Origin of the sequence: Cobetia sp. Dlab-2-AX, assembly GCF_024124625.1 — a bacterium.
GTDB lineage: Bacteria > Pseudomonadota > Gammaproteobacteria > Pseudomonadales > Halomonadaceae > Cobetia.
This window is the reverse complement of sequence record NZ_JAMXRV010000004.1, coordinates 300,370-318,073: the sequence shown is the minus strand read 5'-3', so window position 1 is coordinate 318,073 and position 17,704 is coordinate 300,370. Positions and strand designations below refer to the sequence as shown.

The following is a 17,704-nucleotide window of genomic DNA, read 5'->3' as shown; positions in this document are numbered from 1 at the left end:
ATGGCGACGCCCCCACGCGCGGTTTCGCTGTCGGCCCATCCTGGGCCTCGGTGGCGATCTTCAGTGTTGTAATGCAAGTTTCTTGTGCGCCTGGCCGTCTCACGACGCCAGGCGCTTTTTTATGCCTGTCTTCAGCAACTTACAGCCACTTCTTCCACTTGAAGAACAGATAGGTCGAGAGCGCCGATACCCCCATCAGGCACAGCGCGAAGGGATAGCCCCAGTTCTCGTCCAGCTCCGGCATCCAGTGGAAGTTCATGCCGTAGATGCTGGCGATCAAGGTCGGCGGCATGAAGACTACCGCCGCCACCGAGAAGATCTTGATGATGCGGCTCTGATCGAGGTTGGTGAAACCGATCGAGGCATCGAGCAGGAAGTTGACCTTGTCGAAGATGAAGGTGGTGTGCGGATTGAGCGAGTCGATGTCGCGCAACATGTCGCGAATCTCCTGACGTCGCGATTTCTGACGTGGCGCCGAGGGCAGATGGCGCGTCAGCTGACGCAGCAGGCGCTGGCTGTCCAGCAGCGACTGGCGCACCTTGTCGTTGTAGCGCTCCTGCAACAGGATGCCGTGCAGGGTGTCTTCCAGCGCCTCGGGGTGCACCGCCTGCTTGCCCAACGCCTCCAGGGCCCGGTAGATATCCTCGATCTCATCGGCCAGGTAATCGACCTTCATCGCCAGCAGCGCCAACAGCACTTCCCAGCCATCCTCCGGGCTCAGTCGCTGGCGACGCAGGTGATTGCGGAACAGCCGCAGCAGGCCGATATCCTCGTGGCGCATGCTGATCAACTGGCGCCCATGCAGATGGAAGGCGACGTTGGCCGTCTGTGGCTCGCGCCCCTTGCGATGCGGAAACAGCGAGACGACGTGGATGCCATCGCCTTCCAGATAGAAGCGCGACGACGACTCGATCTCCTCCAGCTCCTCGACATCAGGCAGCTCTACCGTGAACTGTTCGCTCACCCAGCGCTTTTCCTGCTCATCCGGCTCACAGAGATCGATCCACAGCACATCGCTACGCACCAGAATCGGTGGCGCCAGCTCGTCATCGGCCAGCAACCCGGCATGCAGGGCTGCCGCCTCTTCAGCGCTATCCGCCAGGCGCGGCGGCGTATCGGGCTGGCCGGGCTGCGGGTCGGGCAACACGATATGTTCACCGCGCAGGCGCCCATCATCGTGCAGTCGATAGAGTGTGATCATGATGACTTCCTCGGAAAGCCCCGCGGGTCGCGCCCGTGCTCTGACTGATGACAATGATTGACCGCAATGGCCAACCCTCTGAAAAGGCAGCGGAACCCGGGCACCTTGGCGGCGTGGGAATAGGATGTCGTCATTCTAAACGAGATGGCGCGCCAGCGGAGGCAGAGCGACGGGGCGCACCAAGCGTAGATGAGGAGGCAAGCGGGAGAGCGACGGAAGGAAGATCGAGGTAAATCGCCAGAGAAGTGCCAGACACGAAATGGAGAAGCGCCAGACATGAAAAAAGGCGACCCGTGAGAGTCGCCCTAAGACCGTGACTAGCTTGATGAGGAGAAACCCGAACAGGGGCCTGACTCCGCTGTTCTGGCTACCGCATTCCATGGCGGGAAGCGATGAATCCAGATTATGCTCTCCGGCTGACGCCGTCAATACTAATGAGAAATATTTTCATTAACATTGAGTCAGCGTTTATCTCACGCGCCGCTGGCCTCCCCTCACCGGCTGACGTATCATGGCGCCAGAATATCAAGGTCGTGACTGGCCTGATGAGACGCTTGCCAGGGACCTGACATCCAAATCTGGTGAGCACGAAGCACCGCTCGACTCGCAAGCCTTCCTCCCTGTCATTGGCAGACGGAAAGCGAATGACTCGAGAAGCGCTTCCGGACGCCTCCCTCGTGCAAGCGAAGGAGGCGTCTTTTTTTGCGCATAAAAAAGCGGCCCACCCCGTAGGATGAGCCGCTGGCAAGGACCGTAAAACTGTCTGATGAGAAGCCTCCCGGACAGGGGCCTGACTCCGCTGGCCGGGACACCGCTACCCATGGCGGGGAAGCGATGACCCCAGAATATGACCCGCGGACTCAGACGTCAATACTAATGAGAAATATTTTCATTAGTATTGGAGAGTCAGGCACTTGCCGCCGCCTCTCACCTCAGCTTCAGCCCTGCTTGTGCCACTCGAACTTCTTGAACGGCTCGTCGATCGGCGTCTCGGCCAGGTGATTGGTGTAGTTGCTCATCACCTTCTGGGACAGGCCCAGAATCACTTCCAGCACATTGCGCTTGGTATAACCGGCATCGAGGAAGGTCTGCACGGTAGCGTCATCCACGAAGCCACGCTCACGTACCACGGCCAGCGTGAAGGTGCGCAGAGCTTCCAGACGCTCGGTCGGCAGAGGCGTCTCGTTGCGCAGTGCTTCGGTGATGGCGTCATCCACCTTCATCGACTTGGCGATGCCGGTATGCGCCGGCACGCAGTAGTGGCAGTTGTGCTCGACGTTGATGGTCTGCCACACGACGGTGGTCTCTTCATCATCGAAGCTGCTATCGAGGAACAGCTGGTGCAACACCTGGTAGCCTTCCAGCAGACCCGGTGCTTCCGCCATCACGGCGTGCAGGCCCGGTACCATGCCGAAGGCTTCGACGGACTTGCCAAGCAGCGGCTTGCTGTCCTGCGGGGCATTGTCGGCGGTATAGAGTGTGAAATCAGTCATGAGAACTCCTTCGGAATGATGAGCGAGATGCGCGGAACCTCAGGGGCTGTCAGTCAGTGGCATGAAGCCTCCAGCGGCGCCCCTGAGGATGCAGGGCAAGATATGAGCAAACGCTCAAAATAAAGCCTGACCATCCGCTGCACTGCGTTGTCGGGGAACACACTAGCTGGATTTGAGCGATCATTCAAGTTAAACTTGAGTACTCACTCAATACCTTGCTCCTTGCAGACCGCCCGCTTCGCCATGCCGCGCGAAGACAGGCGTCGCTCGCGAGCCCCATCGTCAGGACAGCCATGCCACGCGCGACCTTGCACAACCGCCAGGATTCCCTCGAACGGGCGCTCAATCTCTTCTGGCAGAAGGGCTTTCATGCCACTTCGCTGAAGGACATCGAGCGCGCGCTCGACATGCGCCCCGGCAGCATCTACGCCACCTTCGGCAGCAAGGACGGCCTCTTCCAGGAAGCGCTGGACTGCTACTCCGCGCGCAGCCTGCGCGAGATGGAAAGCCTGATGGCCAGTCACGACTCACCCTTGACCGCCCTCGCCACCTATATCCGCAAGCTCGGCGGACTACGTGACTGCGAAGTGCCGTCCCGCGCCTGCATGCTGGCCAAGAGCCTGCTGGAACTCGGCGAGCGTGAACAGGCCGCCCGCGACAAGGTCGAGACGCTGCTCGCCAACATGGAAGCCCGCTTCCGCCAGGCCTTCGCGGACGCCCGCGACGCCGGAGAACTCATCGACCCCGAGCGCCCCGCTCACCAGCCGGAACGCCTCGGCCGCCGCCTGCAGGCCGAAGTCATGGGCCTGCGCGCCTACGCCCAGCGTGAAGGCGAAAGCGACGCCGTCCGCCAGCTCGCCGAAGACATCGCCCAGGATATCGAAGCGCTGAAGGTCAACAACACGCATTGAGCCATGAGCGGCGCATTGGCTCGCGGCTCCCTCTGACTCGGCGCTTCGCCTCACAAGCTGCTAGAATCACCGCCCGCTTGTCTCGACAGCGCCTGATGCTCCGATCCCTGCTCCCACACCAGCCGATATGACTGCCATGCCGATGACACCGATTGACCGCACCTTCTCCGTTGCGCCGATGATGGAATGGACGACCCGTGACTACCGCGCCTTCGCGCGCGTGTTGAGCCGTCGTACGCTGCTGTACACGGAGATGGTGACCACCGGGGCATTGCTGTTCAATCCGGACCGCGAGCGCTTCCTCGGCCATGACGAGACGGAGCATCCGCTGGCGTTGCAGCTGGGTGGCAGCGATCCGCAGGCGCTGGCCGAGTGTGCGGCGATCGCCGAGAGCTGGGGCTATGACGAGGTGAACCTGAATGTCGGCTGCCCGAGCGATCGCGTGCAGAACAACATGATCGGTGCCTGTCTGATGGGCCATCCGGAGCTGGTGGCAAAATGCGTGGCGGCGATGCAGGCGCAGGTGAAGATTCCGGTGACGGTGAAGTGCCGCATCGGGATCGATGATCAGGATGAGGACGCCGATCTCGAGCGCTTCATCACCACCGTGGCCGACGCCGGCTGCGACACCTTCAGCGTGCATGCGCGCAAGGCATGGCTGCAGGGCCTGTCGCCGAAGGAGAACCGCGATATTCCCCCGCTGAACTACGGCCGCGTGCACCGCCTCAAGCAGGCGCACCCGTCCTTGCATATCGGCATCAATGGCGGCCTGAAACGGATGGATGAGCTGCACGAGCAGCTGGAGCACGTCGACAGCGTGATGGTCGGCCGTGAGGCGTACCACAACCCCTGGTTGCTGGCGACGGTGGACAGCGAGCTGTACGGTGAGGCCGAGAATCCGCACACCAGCCGCCACGATGCGCTGCGTGCCTTCCGCCCCTATATCGAGAAGCGCCTCGCCGAGGGCGTGCGTCTCAACCACATCAGCCGCCATCTGCTGGGACTGTTCCAGGGCCAACCGGGCGGTCGCCAGTTCCGCCGCCATGTCTCCGAGAACGCCCACAAGCCGGGCGCGGGCATCGAGGTCATCGATGACGCCATGGCGCGCGTACCGGAACAGCGGCCCGAGGCGCAGGTCGAGCAAGCCTGATCGAGCTGGCCTGTTCGCGCCGCTTCTGCTCTCTTCTGTCCTTTCTTGCTCTCTCTTCTGCCCTCTCTTGAGAGCAGCGCTGTCAAAAGTCAGTCCCCGACACCTGGCCCTCACGCCGGGTGTCGTCGTCTTGGCAGTCAGGAAGTGGCGACGCGGCACGGGCAGACGTGACATCCGACGCAACCCTGCGTCGCCATCTAAGCTAATAACTCTTTGAATACCAATGACATACATGACTTTCGTTTGATTGTCTGACAAAGACATCTCACGCAAAATGATTGACCATACGGACAACAACAGGTCTCGACATCGTTACGCCCTGCGCGAGTGACGTCAGCCACACAACTGCTCCGTCATCGGCGATTCCTCCACAGTCCTCCTCTGCGACCTGTGGGCCGGTCCATGCAGTCCCGTCCTCCGGGCTGCGCTGCTTCTGCTGACACTTCCTTCGAGGTTCCATGTCCACATCCTCCTCCTCCGGAGCCAACGGCCGTGAGCTGTTCGGGCATCCGGCCGGACTCTATCTGCTGTTCTCCACCGAACTGTGGGAACGCTTCTCCTATTACGCCATGCGCGCCCTGCTGGTGCTCTATCTCACCGATGCCGTCACCAGTGGCGGTCTGGGCTGGAGTCAGGGCGATGCCCTGCAGCTGTATGGCATCTTCACGGGCCTGGTGTACATCACGCCGATGTTCGGCGGCGCCCTGGCCGACAACTGGCTGGGCGCACGCCGTGCGATCCTGATCGGCGGGCTGATCATGGCGGCCGGACAGTTCGTGCTCGCCGTGCCGCCGGCCATGAGCGGGCTCGATGCCGAGATGCTGCTGTATGTCGGCCTTGGCCTGCTGATCATCGGCAACGGCCTGTTCAAGCCCAACATCTCCACGATGGTCGGCGACCTCTACCAGCAGGGCGATCACCGCCGTGATGGTGCCTTCACCATCTTCTATATGGGCATCAACATCGGTGCGCTGCTGTCGGGTATCGTCGCGGGCTCCATGGCCGAAGGCTATGGCTGGAATGCCGGCTTCTTGGTGGCCGGTATCGGCATGCTGCTGGCAGTCGTCATCCAGCTCATCTTCGCGCCGCGCCATCTGGGGGATCTCGGGATGGAGCCCAGCGCCCGCCGCGAGGCACGCCTGAACAAGAGCCACGAGCGCAAGACGCCGCTGAGCCGCGAAGAGCGTGACCGCATCAAGGTCATTCTGGTGCTGGGCCTGTTCACCATCCTGTTCTGGGCCGGTTTCGAACAGGGCGGCGGCCTGATGGCGCTGTATGCGCAGGACTACACCGACCGCATGCTGATGGGCTTTGAAGTGCCGGCGGCCTGGTTCCAGTCGCTCAACCCGCTGTTCATCATCCTGCTCTCGCCGCTGCTGGCGGGTCTGTGGACCCGCATGGACAACCGCGAGCCCAGCTCGCCGGTCAAGTTCGCCTTCGGCCTGATCGCCCTCGGCATCGGCTTCGTGTGCATGATCGGCGCGGTGCTGGAGCAGAAAGCCGCAGGCAGCGCCTCGATGATCTGGCTGGTCGGCGCCTTCTTCTTCCACACCCTCGGCGAGCTGTGCCTGTCGCCGGTGGGGCTGTCGATGGTCACCAAGCTGTCACCGGTGCGCATGGGTGCGCTGATGATGGGCGCCTGGTTCGCCTTCGTGGCACTGGCCAACTACCTGGCCGGAATGATCGGCTCGCTGGTCGGCGAAGCCGGTGCCATGAGCGTGTTCGGCGGCATCGCCATCACCGGCGTACTCGGCGGCCTGCTGTTGCTGGTATTCGCCGGCAAGCTGGTGGACTGGATGCACGGCGCGGAAGCGCGTCATGACGGCCCGTTCGAGACCCAGAGCAGTCACGGCTGATCTCGTACTCGTCGTCATCTTGCTGCGACGACATCACAGACTGCTGCAACGCAAACGCCCCGCTCATCGAGCGGGGCGTTTGCGTTGTCACTGCCGGCAACCAGGACCATGAGGGGGCCTGAAGTGAAACGAGACGCCTAGATGGAGTCCGGCACGAACAGCTGCTGGAAGTTGTCGACGGCGCTCTCGGCATCGTCGATCGCATGGAAGCGCGCCACGTGATAGAGCGCCTCGCCCTCGTTGGCCAGCGGTAGATTGGCCATGCCGATGATGATGCCGTCGGCGGGTGATAGCACCTCGCTTTCGCTGTTTCCGAAGGGGTCGGCGACGATGCCCAGCACCTGATGCTTCTCGACGCGGTCCCCCAGGCCCACGCGGCTCTGGACGATGCCATCGATGGAGGCCCGCGCCCAGCTGGAGCCGTTGGACATCTCCACCGCACGCGAGCTGGGCTTGCGGTCGCGGTCCTTGGCCAGCATGCCGATGGAGCGCATCACGCGCTTCACGCCGCTGACGCCCGGGCGAATCGCCCACTCATCGAAGCGCAGTGCCTCACCGGCCTCATAGGTGATGACCGGCACGCCGCGCTCGCTGGCATAGGCACGCAGACTGCCCTCGCGCAGCTCGGCATTCAGCAGCACCGGTGCGCCGAAGGCATCCGCCATCTGACGCGTGGCATCACTGCCCGTCATGGTGGCGCGGATCTGCGGCAGGTTGGTGCGGTGGATCGCGCCGGTGTGCAGGTCGATGATGTGGGTAGCCTGATCGGCGATCTCCTCACGGAACAGCGCCGCCACCCGCGAGCCCAGCGAGCCGCTCTCGCTGCCCGGGAAGCAGCGGTTGAGGTCGCGGCGGTCCGGCAGGTAGCGCGTGTGCTGCACGAAACCGAAGACGTTGACGATGGGTACCGCGATCAGGGTGCCGCGCAGCCGTGCAAGGCTGGAACTCTTGAGCAGCCGCCGCACGATCTCGACGCCGTTGATCTCGTCACCGTGGATGGCACCACATACCAGCAACACCGGGCCGGACTGGCGACCATGCACCACCTCGACGGGGATGTGCAGCGGCGCATGGGTGTAGAGCTTGGCGACAGGCACATCGACCTGGGCCCGCGTTCCCGGCGCGATGCGGGTACCGCTGATTTCAAATGGAGCGCGTGACATCGCCACCTCAGAGATTGTTCGACCAACGAGCGACAGGCATTGCGACATGCCCGACAGATCAGGCTATTCGCTCAGTGTCTCGAAAGAAAACACTGTGCGACATGCGCCTTTTAGCGCATTGGTGCGCCAAGGGAAAGACTTCATTGCAGCGTATCGGGATGAAGCGCGGGCAGAATTGTTCAACAATGGGCCTTCACGACTCACCTTGCCCGCCCTCTCGACATGAGATGCCCGTGACCGATTCTCTCGATGCCCTGCTGACACTGCCCGATTACTCTGCGCTGGCCTGGAGCGCGATCATCTTCTCGACCTACCTGACCGGTATCTCCAAGGGCGGCTTCGCCGGTGGCTTCGGCTCGCTCTCGGTGCCGCTGATGGCGCTGGCCATCGGGCCGCTGGAAGCCGCCGGCATCCTGCTGCCGCTGTTGCTGGTGATGGACTTCCTGAGCTCCCGCGCCTGGTGGGGCAAGCAGCTGTGGTCGGAGGTGCGCATCATCCTGCCCAGCGCCGCCATCGGCATCGCGGTGGGCGTGGTGCTGTTCGACGAGCTGGACGAGAACATGATTCGCGGCCTGCTGGGTGTCATCTCGCTGCTGTTCGCCGCCTATATGCTGTTCAAGCCCACTGCCAGGAAACCGCTGCCGCGCTGGCTGGCGGTGCCTGCAGGTGCGACGGCGGGCTTCACCAGCTTCTTCGCCCACGCCGGCGCGCCGCCTTACAACCTGTACATGATTCCGCGCCAGCATCCCAAGGAAACCTTCATCGCCACCACGGTGATCATCTTCGCTGGCATGAACCTGATGAAACTGGGCCCCTACGTGGCGCTGGGCGAGATCAACCTCACCAGCCTCTCCACCTCGCTGCTGCTGGTACCGGTGGCCTGGGCGGGCGTCAGAAGCGGCCTGTGGCTGCAATCCCGCGTCAACGAGACGCTGTTCTTCCGCCTGATCATCATCGCGATGGCGCTGGTGGGCGTGCAGCTGATCTACAGGGCCTGGGGCTGAGGGCCGCAAGGCCCATCACGCCCTGACGACCATTGCCGCCAGCCTTTGAAAACTCCCGGTACGGCCCTTGAGGCCGAGTACCGGAATGCCCCATGAGAACGATCGAGACAACGCCATGAGCGACTCCATGACAAGCCGCATCAGCTACTACCATGCACATCTCTACTACACCGATGAGCAGGGCCTGGCCGCCGCTCGCGAGCTGGCGGCACGCGCCGAGCAGCAGTTCCCGCTGCGCGTCGGCCGCTTTCACCAGCAGCCGGTAGGCCCGCATCCGCTATGGAGCTGTCAGCTGTCATTTGCCCCGGAAGAATTCGGCCGCATCATCCCGTGGCTGGCACTCAACCGTGGTTCGCTGGACATCTTCGTGCACGTCGGCACCGACGATGACCTCTTCGATCACACCCAGGGCGTGATGTGGCTGGGCAACTCGCATGCGCTGAATCTCGCCGCCTTCACCAGCCAGTGAGACCGCACGACGCAGCAATGCCACGACGTTGCTTGATGCCCGCGGCGGGCCTGACACGCTACCATCGCCTTGCCTCTTTGCCTTGTCCCTTCGCCTTACCCACTGACTCAAGGATGACCCCATGACACGACTGCGTCGCTTTACCTCGCGTACTGCCCTGCTCGGAGTGATCGCCTCGGGCCTGCTGCTGGCCGGCTGTGATGACAACGAGGTCGGCGATGTCTCGCTGGGCCTGTTCACCACCAAGGACATCAAGATCGAGAGCCTGATCGACCCCAAGGTGCCAGGCGTGACCTGCCACCTGAGCAACATCGAGGCGGACCTCGACTTCTCCGACCCTTCCGACATGAGCATCGCCTGCCGTCAGACCGGCCCGATCACCCCGGCGATGATCGCCGACATCGACACCTCCAAGAGTGGCGAGGAGGTCTATCGCAAGTCCAAGAGCGTGCTGCTCAAGAGCCTCAAGATTCGCCGTATCCTGGACCGCGACTCACAGAGCCTGCTCTACATCGCCTACAGCACCAAGGAAACCAGTGGCAGCTTCAAGCACGCGTTGAGCAGCGTGCCGCTATGGGGCAGCGACGCCTGGCAGGCACCGGCAGCGCAGTGAGTCACCTCGACGCCTGAATCAAGCGCCGATTGATCAAGTGCTGACTCATCAAGCGAAAGCTTCACCATCATCCCTTGAAGTTGTGGGGTGTCGCTCCAAGGTCTTGTGCAACGGCTAGCCAGCCGGATTTTCATTCGCATGACGCAAAGGAGTGACAGACGATGTCGAGCCCGGAGCACAAGCAGAAGATCTGGAAGCTGATCAAGGACGTGAAGGTCGGCATGTTGGTGACGCAGGGCGACGGCCTGCCCCATGCCCGCCCGATGCATCTGGTGCAGGATGACTACGACGGCACCCTGTGGTTCTTCACCCGTGCCAGCGCCGAGAAGGTCTTCGAGGCCAGCAAGGACAGCGAGGTCTGCCTGAGCTTTTCCGATCAGGATGATGGCGTCTACGTCTCGCTCAACGGCCATGCCAACCTCAAGCGTGATCAGGACCTGATCGACAAGTTCTGGAACCCGTTCGTGGCCGCCTGGTTCCCGGAAGGCAAGGATGACCCCGATGTCACCCTGCTGGAGGTCAAGGTACAGTCCGGCGAGTACTGGAAGGCCAAGGAAAGCAAGGCCTACCAACTCTACGAGATCGCCCGCGCCAACCTCGACAAGGACCACACCCCGGACATGGGCGAGAACGAGAAATTCGGCACGCTGTGAGCAAGAGCCGATTTCGGTAAAACGCCCGCTTGCCCCGTCACGCACACGCCAGACACGACAACGCCAGCCCGAGGGCTGGCGTTGTCGTGTCTGGCATTCGAGCCTGGAACCCGGAACTTGGAACCTGGAGTCTAGAAGAAACCGAGCGGATTGATGTCGTAGCTGACCAGCAGGTTCTTGGTCTGCTGGTAGTGCTCCAGTGCCATCTTGTGGGTCTCGCGACCGACACCGGATTTCTTGTAGCCACCGAAGGCGGCATGGGCGGGATACTGGTGGTAGCAGTTGGTCCATACGCGGCCGGCCTGGATGCCACGCCCCATGCGGAAGGCGACGTTCATGTCGCGACTCCAGACGCCGGCGCCGAGACCGAATTCGGTGTCATTGGCGATGGCCAACGCCTCGGCCTCGTCACGGAAGGTGGTGACGGCCACCACCGGCCCGAAGATCTCCTCCTGGAAGACACGCATCGAGTTGTTGCCCTTGAGCAGGGTCGGCTGGATGTAATAGCCGTTGGCCAGCTCGTTCTCCAGCTGCTCGCTGCTGCCACCGGTGAGCACCTCGGCACCTTCCTCGCGGGCGACATCCATGTAGGACATGATCTTGTCGAACTGCTCGCGGGAGGCCTGGGCGCCGACCTGCACGTCGGTGTCCAACGGGTTGCCGCGCTTGATGGTCTTCACGCGCTCCATCACCCGAGCCATGAAGTCGTCGTAGATGCTTTCCTGGATCAGCGCACGTGACGGGCAGGTACACACCTCGCCCTGATTGAAGAACGCCAGTACCAGGCCTTCGGCGGCCTTGTCGATGAACTCGGGTTCGGCATTCATGATGTCGGCGAAGTAGATGTTGGGCGACTTGCCGCCCAGCTCCACCGTGGAGGGGATGATGCTGTCGGCGGCGCACTTGAGAATGTGCGAGCCCACGGGAGTGGAGCCGGTGAAGGCGATCTTGGCAATGCGCTTGCTGGTGGCCAGCGCCTGGCCGGCCTCGGCCCCGTAGCCGTTGACGATGTTGAGCACGCCCGCCGGCAGCAGGTCACCGACCAGCTCCGCGAGCACCAGAATCGAGGCCGGGGTCTGCTCCGCCGGCTTGAGCACCACGCAGTTGCCGGCCGCCAGCGCCGGGCCGAGCTTCCAGGCCGCCATCAGGATCGGGAAGTTCCACGGGATGATCTGCCCGACCACGCCCAGCGGCTCATGGAAATGATAGGAGACGGTATTGGCATCGATATCCGCCGCGGTGCCTTCCTGGGAGCGCAGACAACCGGCGAAGTAGCGGAAGTGGTCCGCCGCCAGCGGGATATCGGCGTTCAGCGTCTCGCGCACCGCCTTGCCGTTGTCCCAGGTCTCGGCGACGGCCAGCATCTCGAGGTTCTGCTCGATGCGATCGGCGATCCTGAGCAGGATGTTGGAGCGCTCCTGCACCGAGGTCTTGCCCCAGGCAGGCGCTGCCTTGTGAGCGGCGTCCAGCGCGAGATCGATATCCTCCGCGCTGGAGCGCGGAATACGGCAGAAGGCCTCGCCCGTCACCGGACTGACATTGTCGAAGTACTCACCCTTCACCGGCTCGACGAAGCGACCGCCGATATAGTTGCCGTAGATATCCTTGAACGTGACCAGCGCATCGGCGCTGCCCGGGGAGGCGTAGATCATGGCGAACTCCTGTTGGCCGGATTCACGAGTGGCGCTCGTGATCGACGGCCTGTTGTTGTCGATGTCCTGAACAGGAGGTGGCGCTCCTGTCCATCACCTGACCGTCAATGACTGCATCAATGACTACTTGATCAGACGACTTTCACAGTCTTGTTCACTCACGCCGATCCCGACATGCCCCCATGGGTGGAGACCGTCTCATCCCTTGGGAGGAGAAAAGCGAGGAGACACGAACGCCGCCATACCGCGAAGGCCGCCATACCGCGAAGGCCGCAAGGCACGACACCACGCCATGACGTTATGCTCAAGATATCGCCCGTTACCGGCCAGGAGCCTCCATGTACCGTCTGTTGATCGCGGATGACCATCCGCTGTTCCGTGACGCCATCAGTCGTACCCTGAGTCTGAGCGTCGCTGACGCCTCGGCGGCGCCCTACGAGCTGCTGCAGGCCGCCAGTCTCGCCGAAACGCTCAGCCTCATCGATGTGCACGCCGATAGCCTCGACCTGCTGCTGCTGGATCTCGACCTGCCCGACAGCCATGGCCTGGAAGGCCTGAGGCGATTGCGCCAGGAGGCAGACTGGCTGCCGGTGGCGATTCTCTCCGCCCACGAGGCACGCGAGACGGTGCTGGAGGCCTTGTCACTCGGCGCGGTGGGCTACCTCTCCAAGTCGAGCTCGGCGGAGGTATTGCGCGAGGCGCTCGCGCGCATGCTGGCAGGGGAAGTCTACGTGCCTGCCCAGTTGATGCGCGCTGCGCCACGTCCAGCCTCGCTCTCGGCACCGTCGGCATCAGCATCAACATCGGCAGCATCATCGACATCGCTGCCACCGCCGGCGCCTCAACTGGTGCCGAGCCTCAGCGAGCCGGAATTCGCGCGGCGCTGGCAGACCCTCACCACCAAGCAACGTGGCGTGCTGGAGCGCATGGTGCTGGGCGAATCCAACAAGATGATCGCCTGGCAGCTGGGCGTGGCGGAAACCACGGTGAAGTCGCACGTGTCCGCCATCCTGCACAAGCTGGAGGTCACCAGCCGGGTGCAGGCAATCCTGCTGGCCAGCCACGCCCTGGCTGCCATGTCTGACACGGATGCGTCCCCGGCCTTGCCGAAACGCGCAACGCCCCGCCGAGGCGCTCATGAGTGAGGCGCACCGCGGGGCGTTTCATGGGCCTGCTACCCACAGGACTCTTGTCTCTCACAGGGGCACAGACACTGGGAAATAGGGCTTGGGACATAGAGCCTGGAACATAGGCCCTACATCAGCTCGCCGACCAGCACATAGCCATTGAGCAGGATGATGATCGCCGCGACCAGCACCCCGATGGCCGTCACCCAGTGACGGTTGACCAGGTCTCCCATCAGGCGGCGATTGGCGGTGAACATCAACAGCGGCACCAGCGCGAAGGGAATCCCGAAGCTGAGTACCACCTGGCTTGCGACCAGCACCTGCTGCTCCGGCAACTCCATCAGGATGATGGCGATGGCCGGCGCCATGGTGATCACGCGGCGCAGCCACATCGGTATGCGGAAGTTGACGAAGCCCTGCATCACCACCTGACCGGACAGGGTGCCGACGATGGAGGAGGACAGCCCCGCCAGCAGCAGCGTGAATCCGAAGATGAGACTCGCCGCATCCTGCCCCATCAGCGGTGACAGCAGCTTGTAGCTTTCGGTGATGGAGGCCACGCCGGTCTCGCCGTTGCCATGGAAGACCTTGGCGGCCAGCACCAGCATCGCCATGTTGATCAGCCCCGCCAGCGCCATGCCGAGGATGACATCCAGACGGTAGTAGCCCATCACGCGACGACGCTGCCCGCTGTCACGCACCCGGATGCGATTCTGGGACAGCGCGGAATGCAGGTAGATGACATGGGGCATCACGGTGGCACCGAGAATGCCGGCCGCCAGGAAGATGGCGTGGCTATCCGGAAAGTCCGGGGACAACAGGCCATGGATGATCGGCTCCACCGGCGGTCGGCTGAGGATGATCTCGAGCAGGAAGCCCGCCGAGACCGCCAGTATCATCGCGCCGATGATCATTTCCATCATGCGGAAGCCGAAACGCTGCATCACCAGTACCGCATAGGTGATGGCGCCGGTCAGCAGCGCCCCTTCCAGCATGCTGAGCCCGAACAGCAGATTGAAGGCCAGCGCCGCCCCCAGGAATTCAGCCAGATCGGTCGCGATGGCGACGATCTCCGCCTGCACCCAGAAGGCCCATACCACCGGACGCGGGAAGCGTTCACGGATGACCTCGGCCAGATTCTTGCCGGTCGCCAGCCCCAGCCGCGCCGACAGGGTCTGGATCAACATCGCCATCAGATTGGCCCACAGCACCACCCACAACAGGGCGTAGCCATAACGGGAACCGGCCTCGAGATTGGTCGCGAAGTTGCCCGGGTCGATATAGGCGACGGCAGCGATCATCGCCGGGCCGAGGAATGGCAAGGCGCGGCGCAGGCGGCCAGCGACACGGACAGGGGGAGCTGTGCGCGCACCACCGGCAGCAGAGGCGTCGCCATCGCTGCCCAGTGACACGCTTGCGGCATGACGTACGGATTTATCGGACATGACATTCAGCATGGGGGGAAAACCTGCCAGATCAATGACCCGCGAACAGATAAGGAAATATGCGGGAGGCTATGTGACAAGCATACACCCCAAACGCCATTGATTCTCATTAAAAACAAGCGTGATATCCGATAGGCACTTTCAATCGCCCTGTGACGGACGTTTATTTGCCATTGCCTTTCTCAGCGCTCCCTTCCAGCCCCTTCTTGTGCCCCCTCAATTTCTTTCCAGCGCTCTCTTCCCTTCCCCTTTACAGCATCTCTTGCAGCGCTTCTTACAGCACTTCCGTGAGCGGCTAGCGACAATTGACCAGCAACTGGCGCAGACGCAGCGGCTTGACCGGCTTGAGCAGAAAACCGAAACCGAGCGCACGCGCCCTGGCCTTGAGCGGTGCCGAGTGATCCGCGCTGATCACCACCACCGGCAAGCCCGGCCAGCGTTGTCGCAGACGTTGCGCCTGCTTGAGGCCATCGGGCTGCCCTTCGCCGAGCTGATGATCGACGATCAAGACCTGCGGCGCGGCCACGGCCTGCTGCAACAGCACCTCGGCATCCTCGGCGCAGTAAACACTCGCGCCCCAGCCCCCGAGCAATGACTGCATGCCGGCGCATACCTCTCGATCATCCTCGACCACCCAGATAACGGTATCGAGTAGCGGCTGCGCGAGCGGTGACGCGCAAGGCTGGCCGGGAGAAGAGGCGTCAGCCGCCGAGCCCTCCACACTGGCAGGCTGACGAATCGGCACGCGCACCGCGAAGGCGGCGCCGCGCCCCGGCGTGCTGGTCAGCGACAGGGGGTGCTCCAGCAGGCCGGTGATGCGCTTGACGATCGCCAGCCCCAGCCCGAGGCCGCGCTGCTCGTTGTCCCGGCGCGGCGCCAGACGTCGGAATTCCTGGAAGACCACCTCGCGCTGATGCTCGGCGATGCCGGGGCCGTTGTCGGCCACGGTGATCTCCAGCCAGTCATCGCGACGCCGACACCCCAGCAGCACCCGCCCGCGTGCCCGGCCATCCGGCACATAGCGCAGCGCATTGCTCAGGAAGTTGCGCACCACTCGCGCCAGCAATTGCAGGTCCGACTCGATACTCAGATGACTGGCCACGTAATGCAGCTTGAGCCCACGGGCGGCACCCAGCTGGCGATATTCCTCGGCGAGCACATCCAGAAGCTCACGCACCGGGAAGACGGCGACATCCGCCGTCAGCACGCCGGCATCCAGCCGCGAGATATCGACCAGCGTGCCCAGCAGACTCTCAACATCTGACAGCGAGCGCCCCAGCCGCGCCACCAGCTCGCCGGGCGAAGCGTCACCCGAAGTGGCATCGCTCTGCAGGGATTGGTTCATCTCCAGCCTCACCAGTTGCTCTTCCAGGGTGCTTGTGAACAACCGGGCGGCATTCAGGGGTTGCAGCAGGTCATGGCTGATGGCGGCGAGAAAGCGGGTCTTGGAGTGATTGGCCGCCTCGGCGGCGGCCTTGGCGGCGGTGAGGCGTCGATTGAGCGCTCCCAGCTCATCGAGGGTGCGATGCAGGGCATCGGTGCGCTCGCGCACCTGATCCGCCAGCAGTACCGCATGCTCGAAGGCGGCGTAGGGCGCGCTCGGTGAAGGACTGCTGGATTCGACCCGCTCGATCAGTGCGGCATTGATCTTCTCCAGCTGGCGATTGCGCGCCTTGAGGGCGGCGAGTTCGGCGCTCAGGGCGTCCTTTCGGGAATCTGTCAGCGGCGTATCAGGCGCCATCCTCTCCTCCCATGCCGTCGACAACCAAGCGGCGCTGGCCGATCACCACGCCGGTGAAGGTCTGGTTGATGTGCATGCCGCGGTGCTGCTCACCGTAGGTATTGAAGCCGATCACCCGATGCCGCCTGAGCATCCGTGAGGCCTCATCCTCCAGCCCCAGTGCCTCGATCTCCATGCGTCGCAGGAAGCAGTCGCAGCCAATGGTCAGCGCAGGCGCCCCCAGACGTGACTCCACCGCGCTCAGGCACTGCTCGAGCTGCTCGAGAATCGGCGTGGCCTGCATGGCGGTGAGCACGATGCCGATCTCCACCGCACAGTAGAAACTCAGGCTGGCATCATCATTCACGCGCTGGATGGAGCGCACGTAATGCGCCTCGCCGATGCGCACCGCCAGCGGACAACGCGCGAAGACCACCTCATCCAGCGCCTCGGGCGCGACGCCGGCCAGCCGGGCGTACTCCTCGGCGGCGGGTACGGCATTCAGCTCCAACACGCGGCGTGAATCACGCTCCACCGCCGTCACTACCAGCTTGTCGGCCAGCGGCGTGAGGTGATGGGTGCTGATGACCTCGAAGGGCAGCCGCGTGTTGACCACCACCACGACCGCCGCCTGATCATGGAAGACGCCCTCGGCGTAGACATAGGTATGTGACAGGCGATTGTCATCCCCGGCGGAACCTCCGAAGGCGGGAATGCTGCCCAGCGCCGCATCCAGCGTCGCCAGGACCTGCTCCTCGCTGCTCGACAGGCCATCGAGCAGCGTCAGCGCGAAGCTGTTGCCCATCACCGGTGCCACGGCCTGCTCGCGACAGCGCGCCAGCAGGCCATCACTCAGCGCCTGGGCACGCGGAAGATCGAAGCCGTCCAGGTCATCGATCAGCACCTGTGCCAGCGCGAAGTCACTGCGCGCCAGGCCGATGGCGGTAATGGAGCCGCGCGCATAGCCCTCGGGCGTGATCTCGCCGGCGGTGGTACAACCGCTGACCGGTACCTCGCCGAAGGTGGCGGCCAACGCCTGACCGAGTGCCGCCAGCGGATAATCCGCCGAGCAGAAGAACAGCACCCCGCCGAGCCGCTCACGACTTCCCAGCGCCAGATCAAACGTTCGGGCAAGCTCAGCCACCGCGGCCAGTGGGTCCTTGAGCTGGCTGGCCGCCGTGGCCAGCGGCACGGCATGCATCTCGCTCTGTGGCTGCGCCCTTTCCTTCACGTGACTGCTGACATCC

At 63.3% G+C, this 17,704-nt stretch carries 15 protein-coding genes; 8 read left to right on the top strand and 7 right to left on the bottom strand.

Annotated elements, in window-relative coordinates; all coding sequences use genetic code 11:
* Positions 1 to 139 precede the first annotated feature (139 nt).
* Together corA and NH396_RS09215 are read right to left on the bottom strand one after the other, a co-directional pair.
* Entirely contained in the window at positions 140 to 1,201 is a 1,062-nt protein-coding gene (gene corA / locus NH396_RS09220) for a magnesium/cobalt transporter CorA (RefSeq protein WP_176676162.1), read from the bottom strand.
* A gap of 938 nt (positions 1,202 to 2,139) precedes the next feature.
* Positions 2,140 to 2,694 carry a carboxymuconolactone decarboxylase family protein gene (locus NH396_RS09215; protein ID WP_176676161.1) on the bottom strand — a complete coding sequence of 185 codons (555 nt, stop codon included), beginning with the start codon at positions 2,692 to 2,694 and terminating at the stop codon, positions 2,140 to 2,142.
* 293 nt (positions 2,695 to 2,987) lie between these two features.
* Here NH396_RS09215 and NH396_RS09210 point away from each other — a divergent pair, with 293 nt between their 5' ends.
* From NH396_RS09210 to NH396_RS09200, 3 genes are all read left to right on the top strand, one after another.
* On the top strand, positions 2,988 to 3,605 hold the full coding sequence (locus tag NH396_RS09210) for a TetR/AcrR family transcriptional regulator (RefSeq protein ID WP_176676160.1): 618 nt from the start codon (positions 2,988 to 2,990) through the stop codon (positions 3,603 to 3,605).
* Positions 3,606 to 3,747: 142 nt separating this feature from the next.
* On the top strand, positions 3,748 to 4,755 hold the full coding sequence (dusA, locus tag NH396_RS09205) for a tRNA dihydrouridine(20/20a) synthase DusA (protein ID WP_176676159.1): 1,008 nt from the start codon (positions 3,748 to 3,750) through the stop codon (positions 4,753 to 4,755).
* Positions 4,756 to 5,213: 458 nt separating this feature from the next.
* Entirely contained in the window at positions 5,214 to 6,611 is a 1,398-nt protein-coding gene (locus NH396_RS09200) for an oligopeptide:H+ symporter (RefSeq protein ID WP_176676158.1), read from the top strand.
* 137 nt (positions 6,612 to 6,748) lie between these two features.
* On the opposite strand, the gene NH396_RS09195 is transcribed toward NH396_RS09200, so the two are convergent.
* A complete protein-coding gene (locus tag NH396_RS09195; protein WP_176676157.1) occupies positions 6,749 to 7,774 on the bottom strand; it encodes a succinylglutamate desuccinylase/aspartoacylase family protein in 1,026 nt (341 codons plus the stop codon).
* 233 nt (positions 7,775 to 8,007) lie between these two features.
* On the opposite strand from NH396_RS09195, the gene NH396_RS09190 reads away from it, so the two are divergent.
* From NH396_RS09190 to NH396_RS09175, 4 genes are all read left to right on the top strand, one after another.
* Positions 8,008 to 8,778 carry a sulfite exporter TauE/SafE family protein gene (locus NH396_RS09190; RefSeq protein WP_253063128.1) on the top strand — a complete coding sequence of 257 codons (771 nt, stop codon included), beginning with the start codon at positions 8,008 to 8,010 and terminating at the stop codon, positions 8,776 to 8,778.
* 115 nt (positions 8,779 to 8,893) lie between these two features.
* Entirely contained in the window at positions 8,894 to 9,247 is a 354-nt protein-coding gene (locus NH396_RS09185; protein ID WP_176676155.1) for a DOPA 4,5-dioxygenase family protein, read from the top strand.
* 121 nt (positions 9,248 to 9,368) lie between these two features.
* A complete protein-coding gene (locus tag NH396_RS09180) occupies positions 9,369 to 9,860 on the top strand; it encodes a CreA family protein (protein WP_176676154.1) in 492 nt (163 codons plus the stop codon).
* Between the two features lie 161 nt (positions 9,861 to 10,021).
* Positions 10,022 to 10,513, top strand: coding sequence for a pyridoxamine 5'-phosphate oxidase family protein (locus NH396_RS09175; RefSeq protein ID WP_176676153.1), 492 nt, complete (start codon positions 10,022 to 10,024; stop codon positions 10,511 to 10,513).
* Positions 10,514 to 10,644: 131 nt separating this feature from the next.
* On the opposite strand, the gene NH396_RS09170 is transcribed toward NH396_RS09175, so the two are convergent.
* Positions 10,645 to 12,165, bottom strand: coding sequence for an aldehyde dehydrogenase family protein (locus NH396_RS09170; RefSeq protein WP_176676152.1), 1,521 nt, complete (start codon positions 12,163 to 12,165; stop codon positions 10,645 to 10,647).
* A 338-nt stretch (positions 12,166 to 12,503) separates the two neighbouring features.
* Between NH396_RS09170 and NH396_RS09165 the strand changes: the two genes are divergently transcribed.
* On the top strand, positions 12,504 to 13,310 hold the full coding sequence (locus tag NH396_RS09165; protein ID WP_176676151.1) for a response regulator transcription factor: 807 nt from the start codon (positions 12,504 to 12,506) through the stop codon (positions 13,308 to 13,310).
* Positions 13,311 to 13,420: 110 nt separating this feature from the next.
* Here NH396_RS09165 and NH396_RS09160 read toward each other — a convergent pair whose 3' ends face one another.
* From NH396_RS09160 to nosP, 3 genes are all read right to left on the bottom strand, one after another.
* Entirely contained in the window at positions 13,421 to 14,737 is a 1,317-nt protein-coding gene (locus tag NH396_RS09160; protein WP_176676150.1) for an Nramp family divalent metal transporter, read from the bottom strand.
* Between the two features lie 295 nt (positions 14,738 to 15,032).
* Entirely contained in the window at positions 15,033 to 16,478 is a 1,446-nt protein-coding gene (locus tag NH396_RS09155; RefSeq protein ID WP_253063126.1) for a hybrid sensor histidine kinase/response regulator, read from the bottom strand.
* Positions 16,468 to 17,658, bottom strand: a complete 1,191-nt coding sequence (nosP, locus tag NH396_RS09150; protein ID WP_176678247.1) for a nitric oxide-sensing protein NosP — start codon at positions 17,656 to 17,658, stop codon at positions 16,468 to 16,470. Before nosP ends, NH396_RS09155 begins: the two co-directional genes overlap by 11 nt.
* Positions 17,659 to 17,704 lie beyond the last annotated feature (46 nt).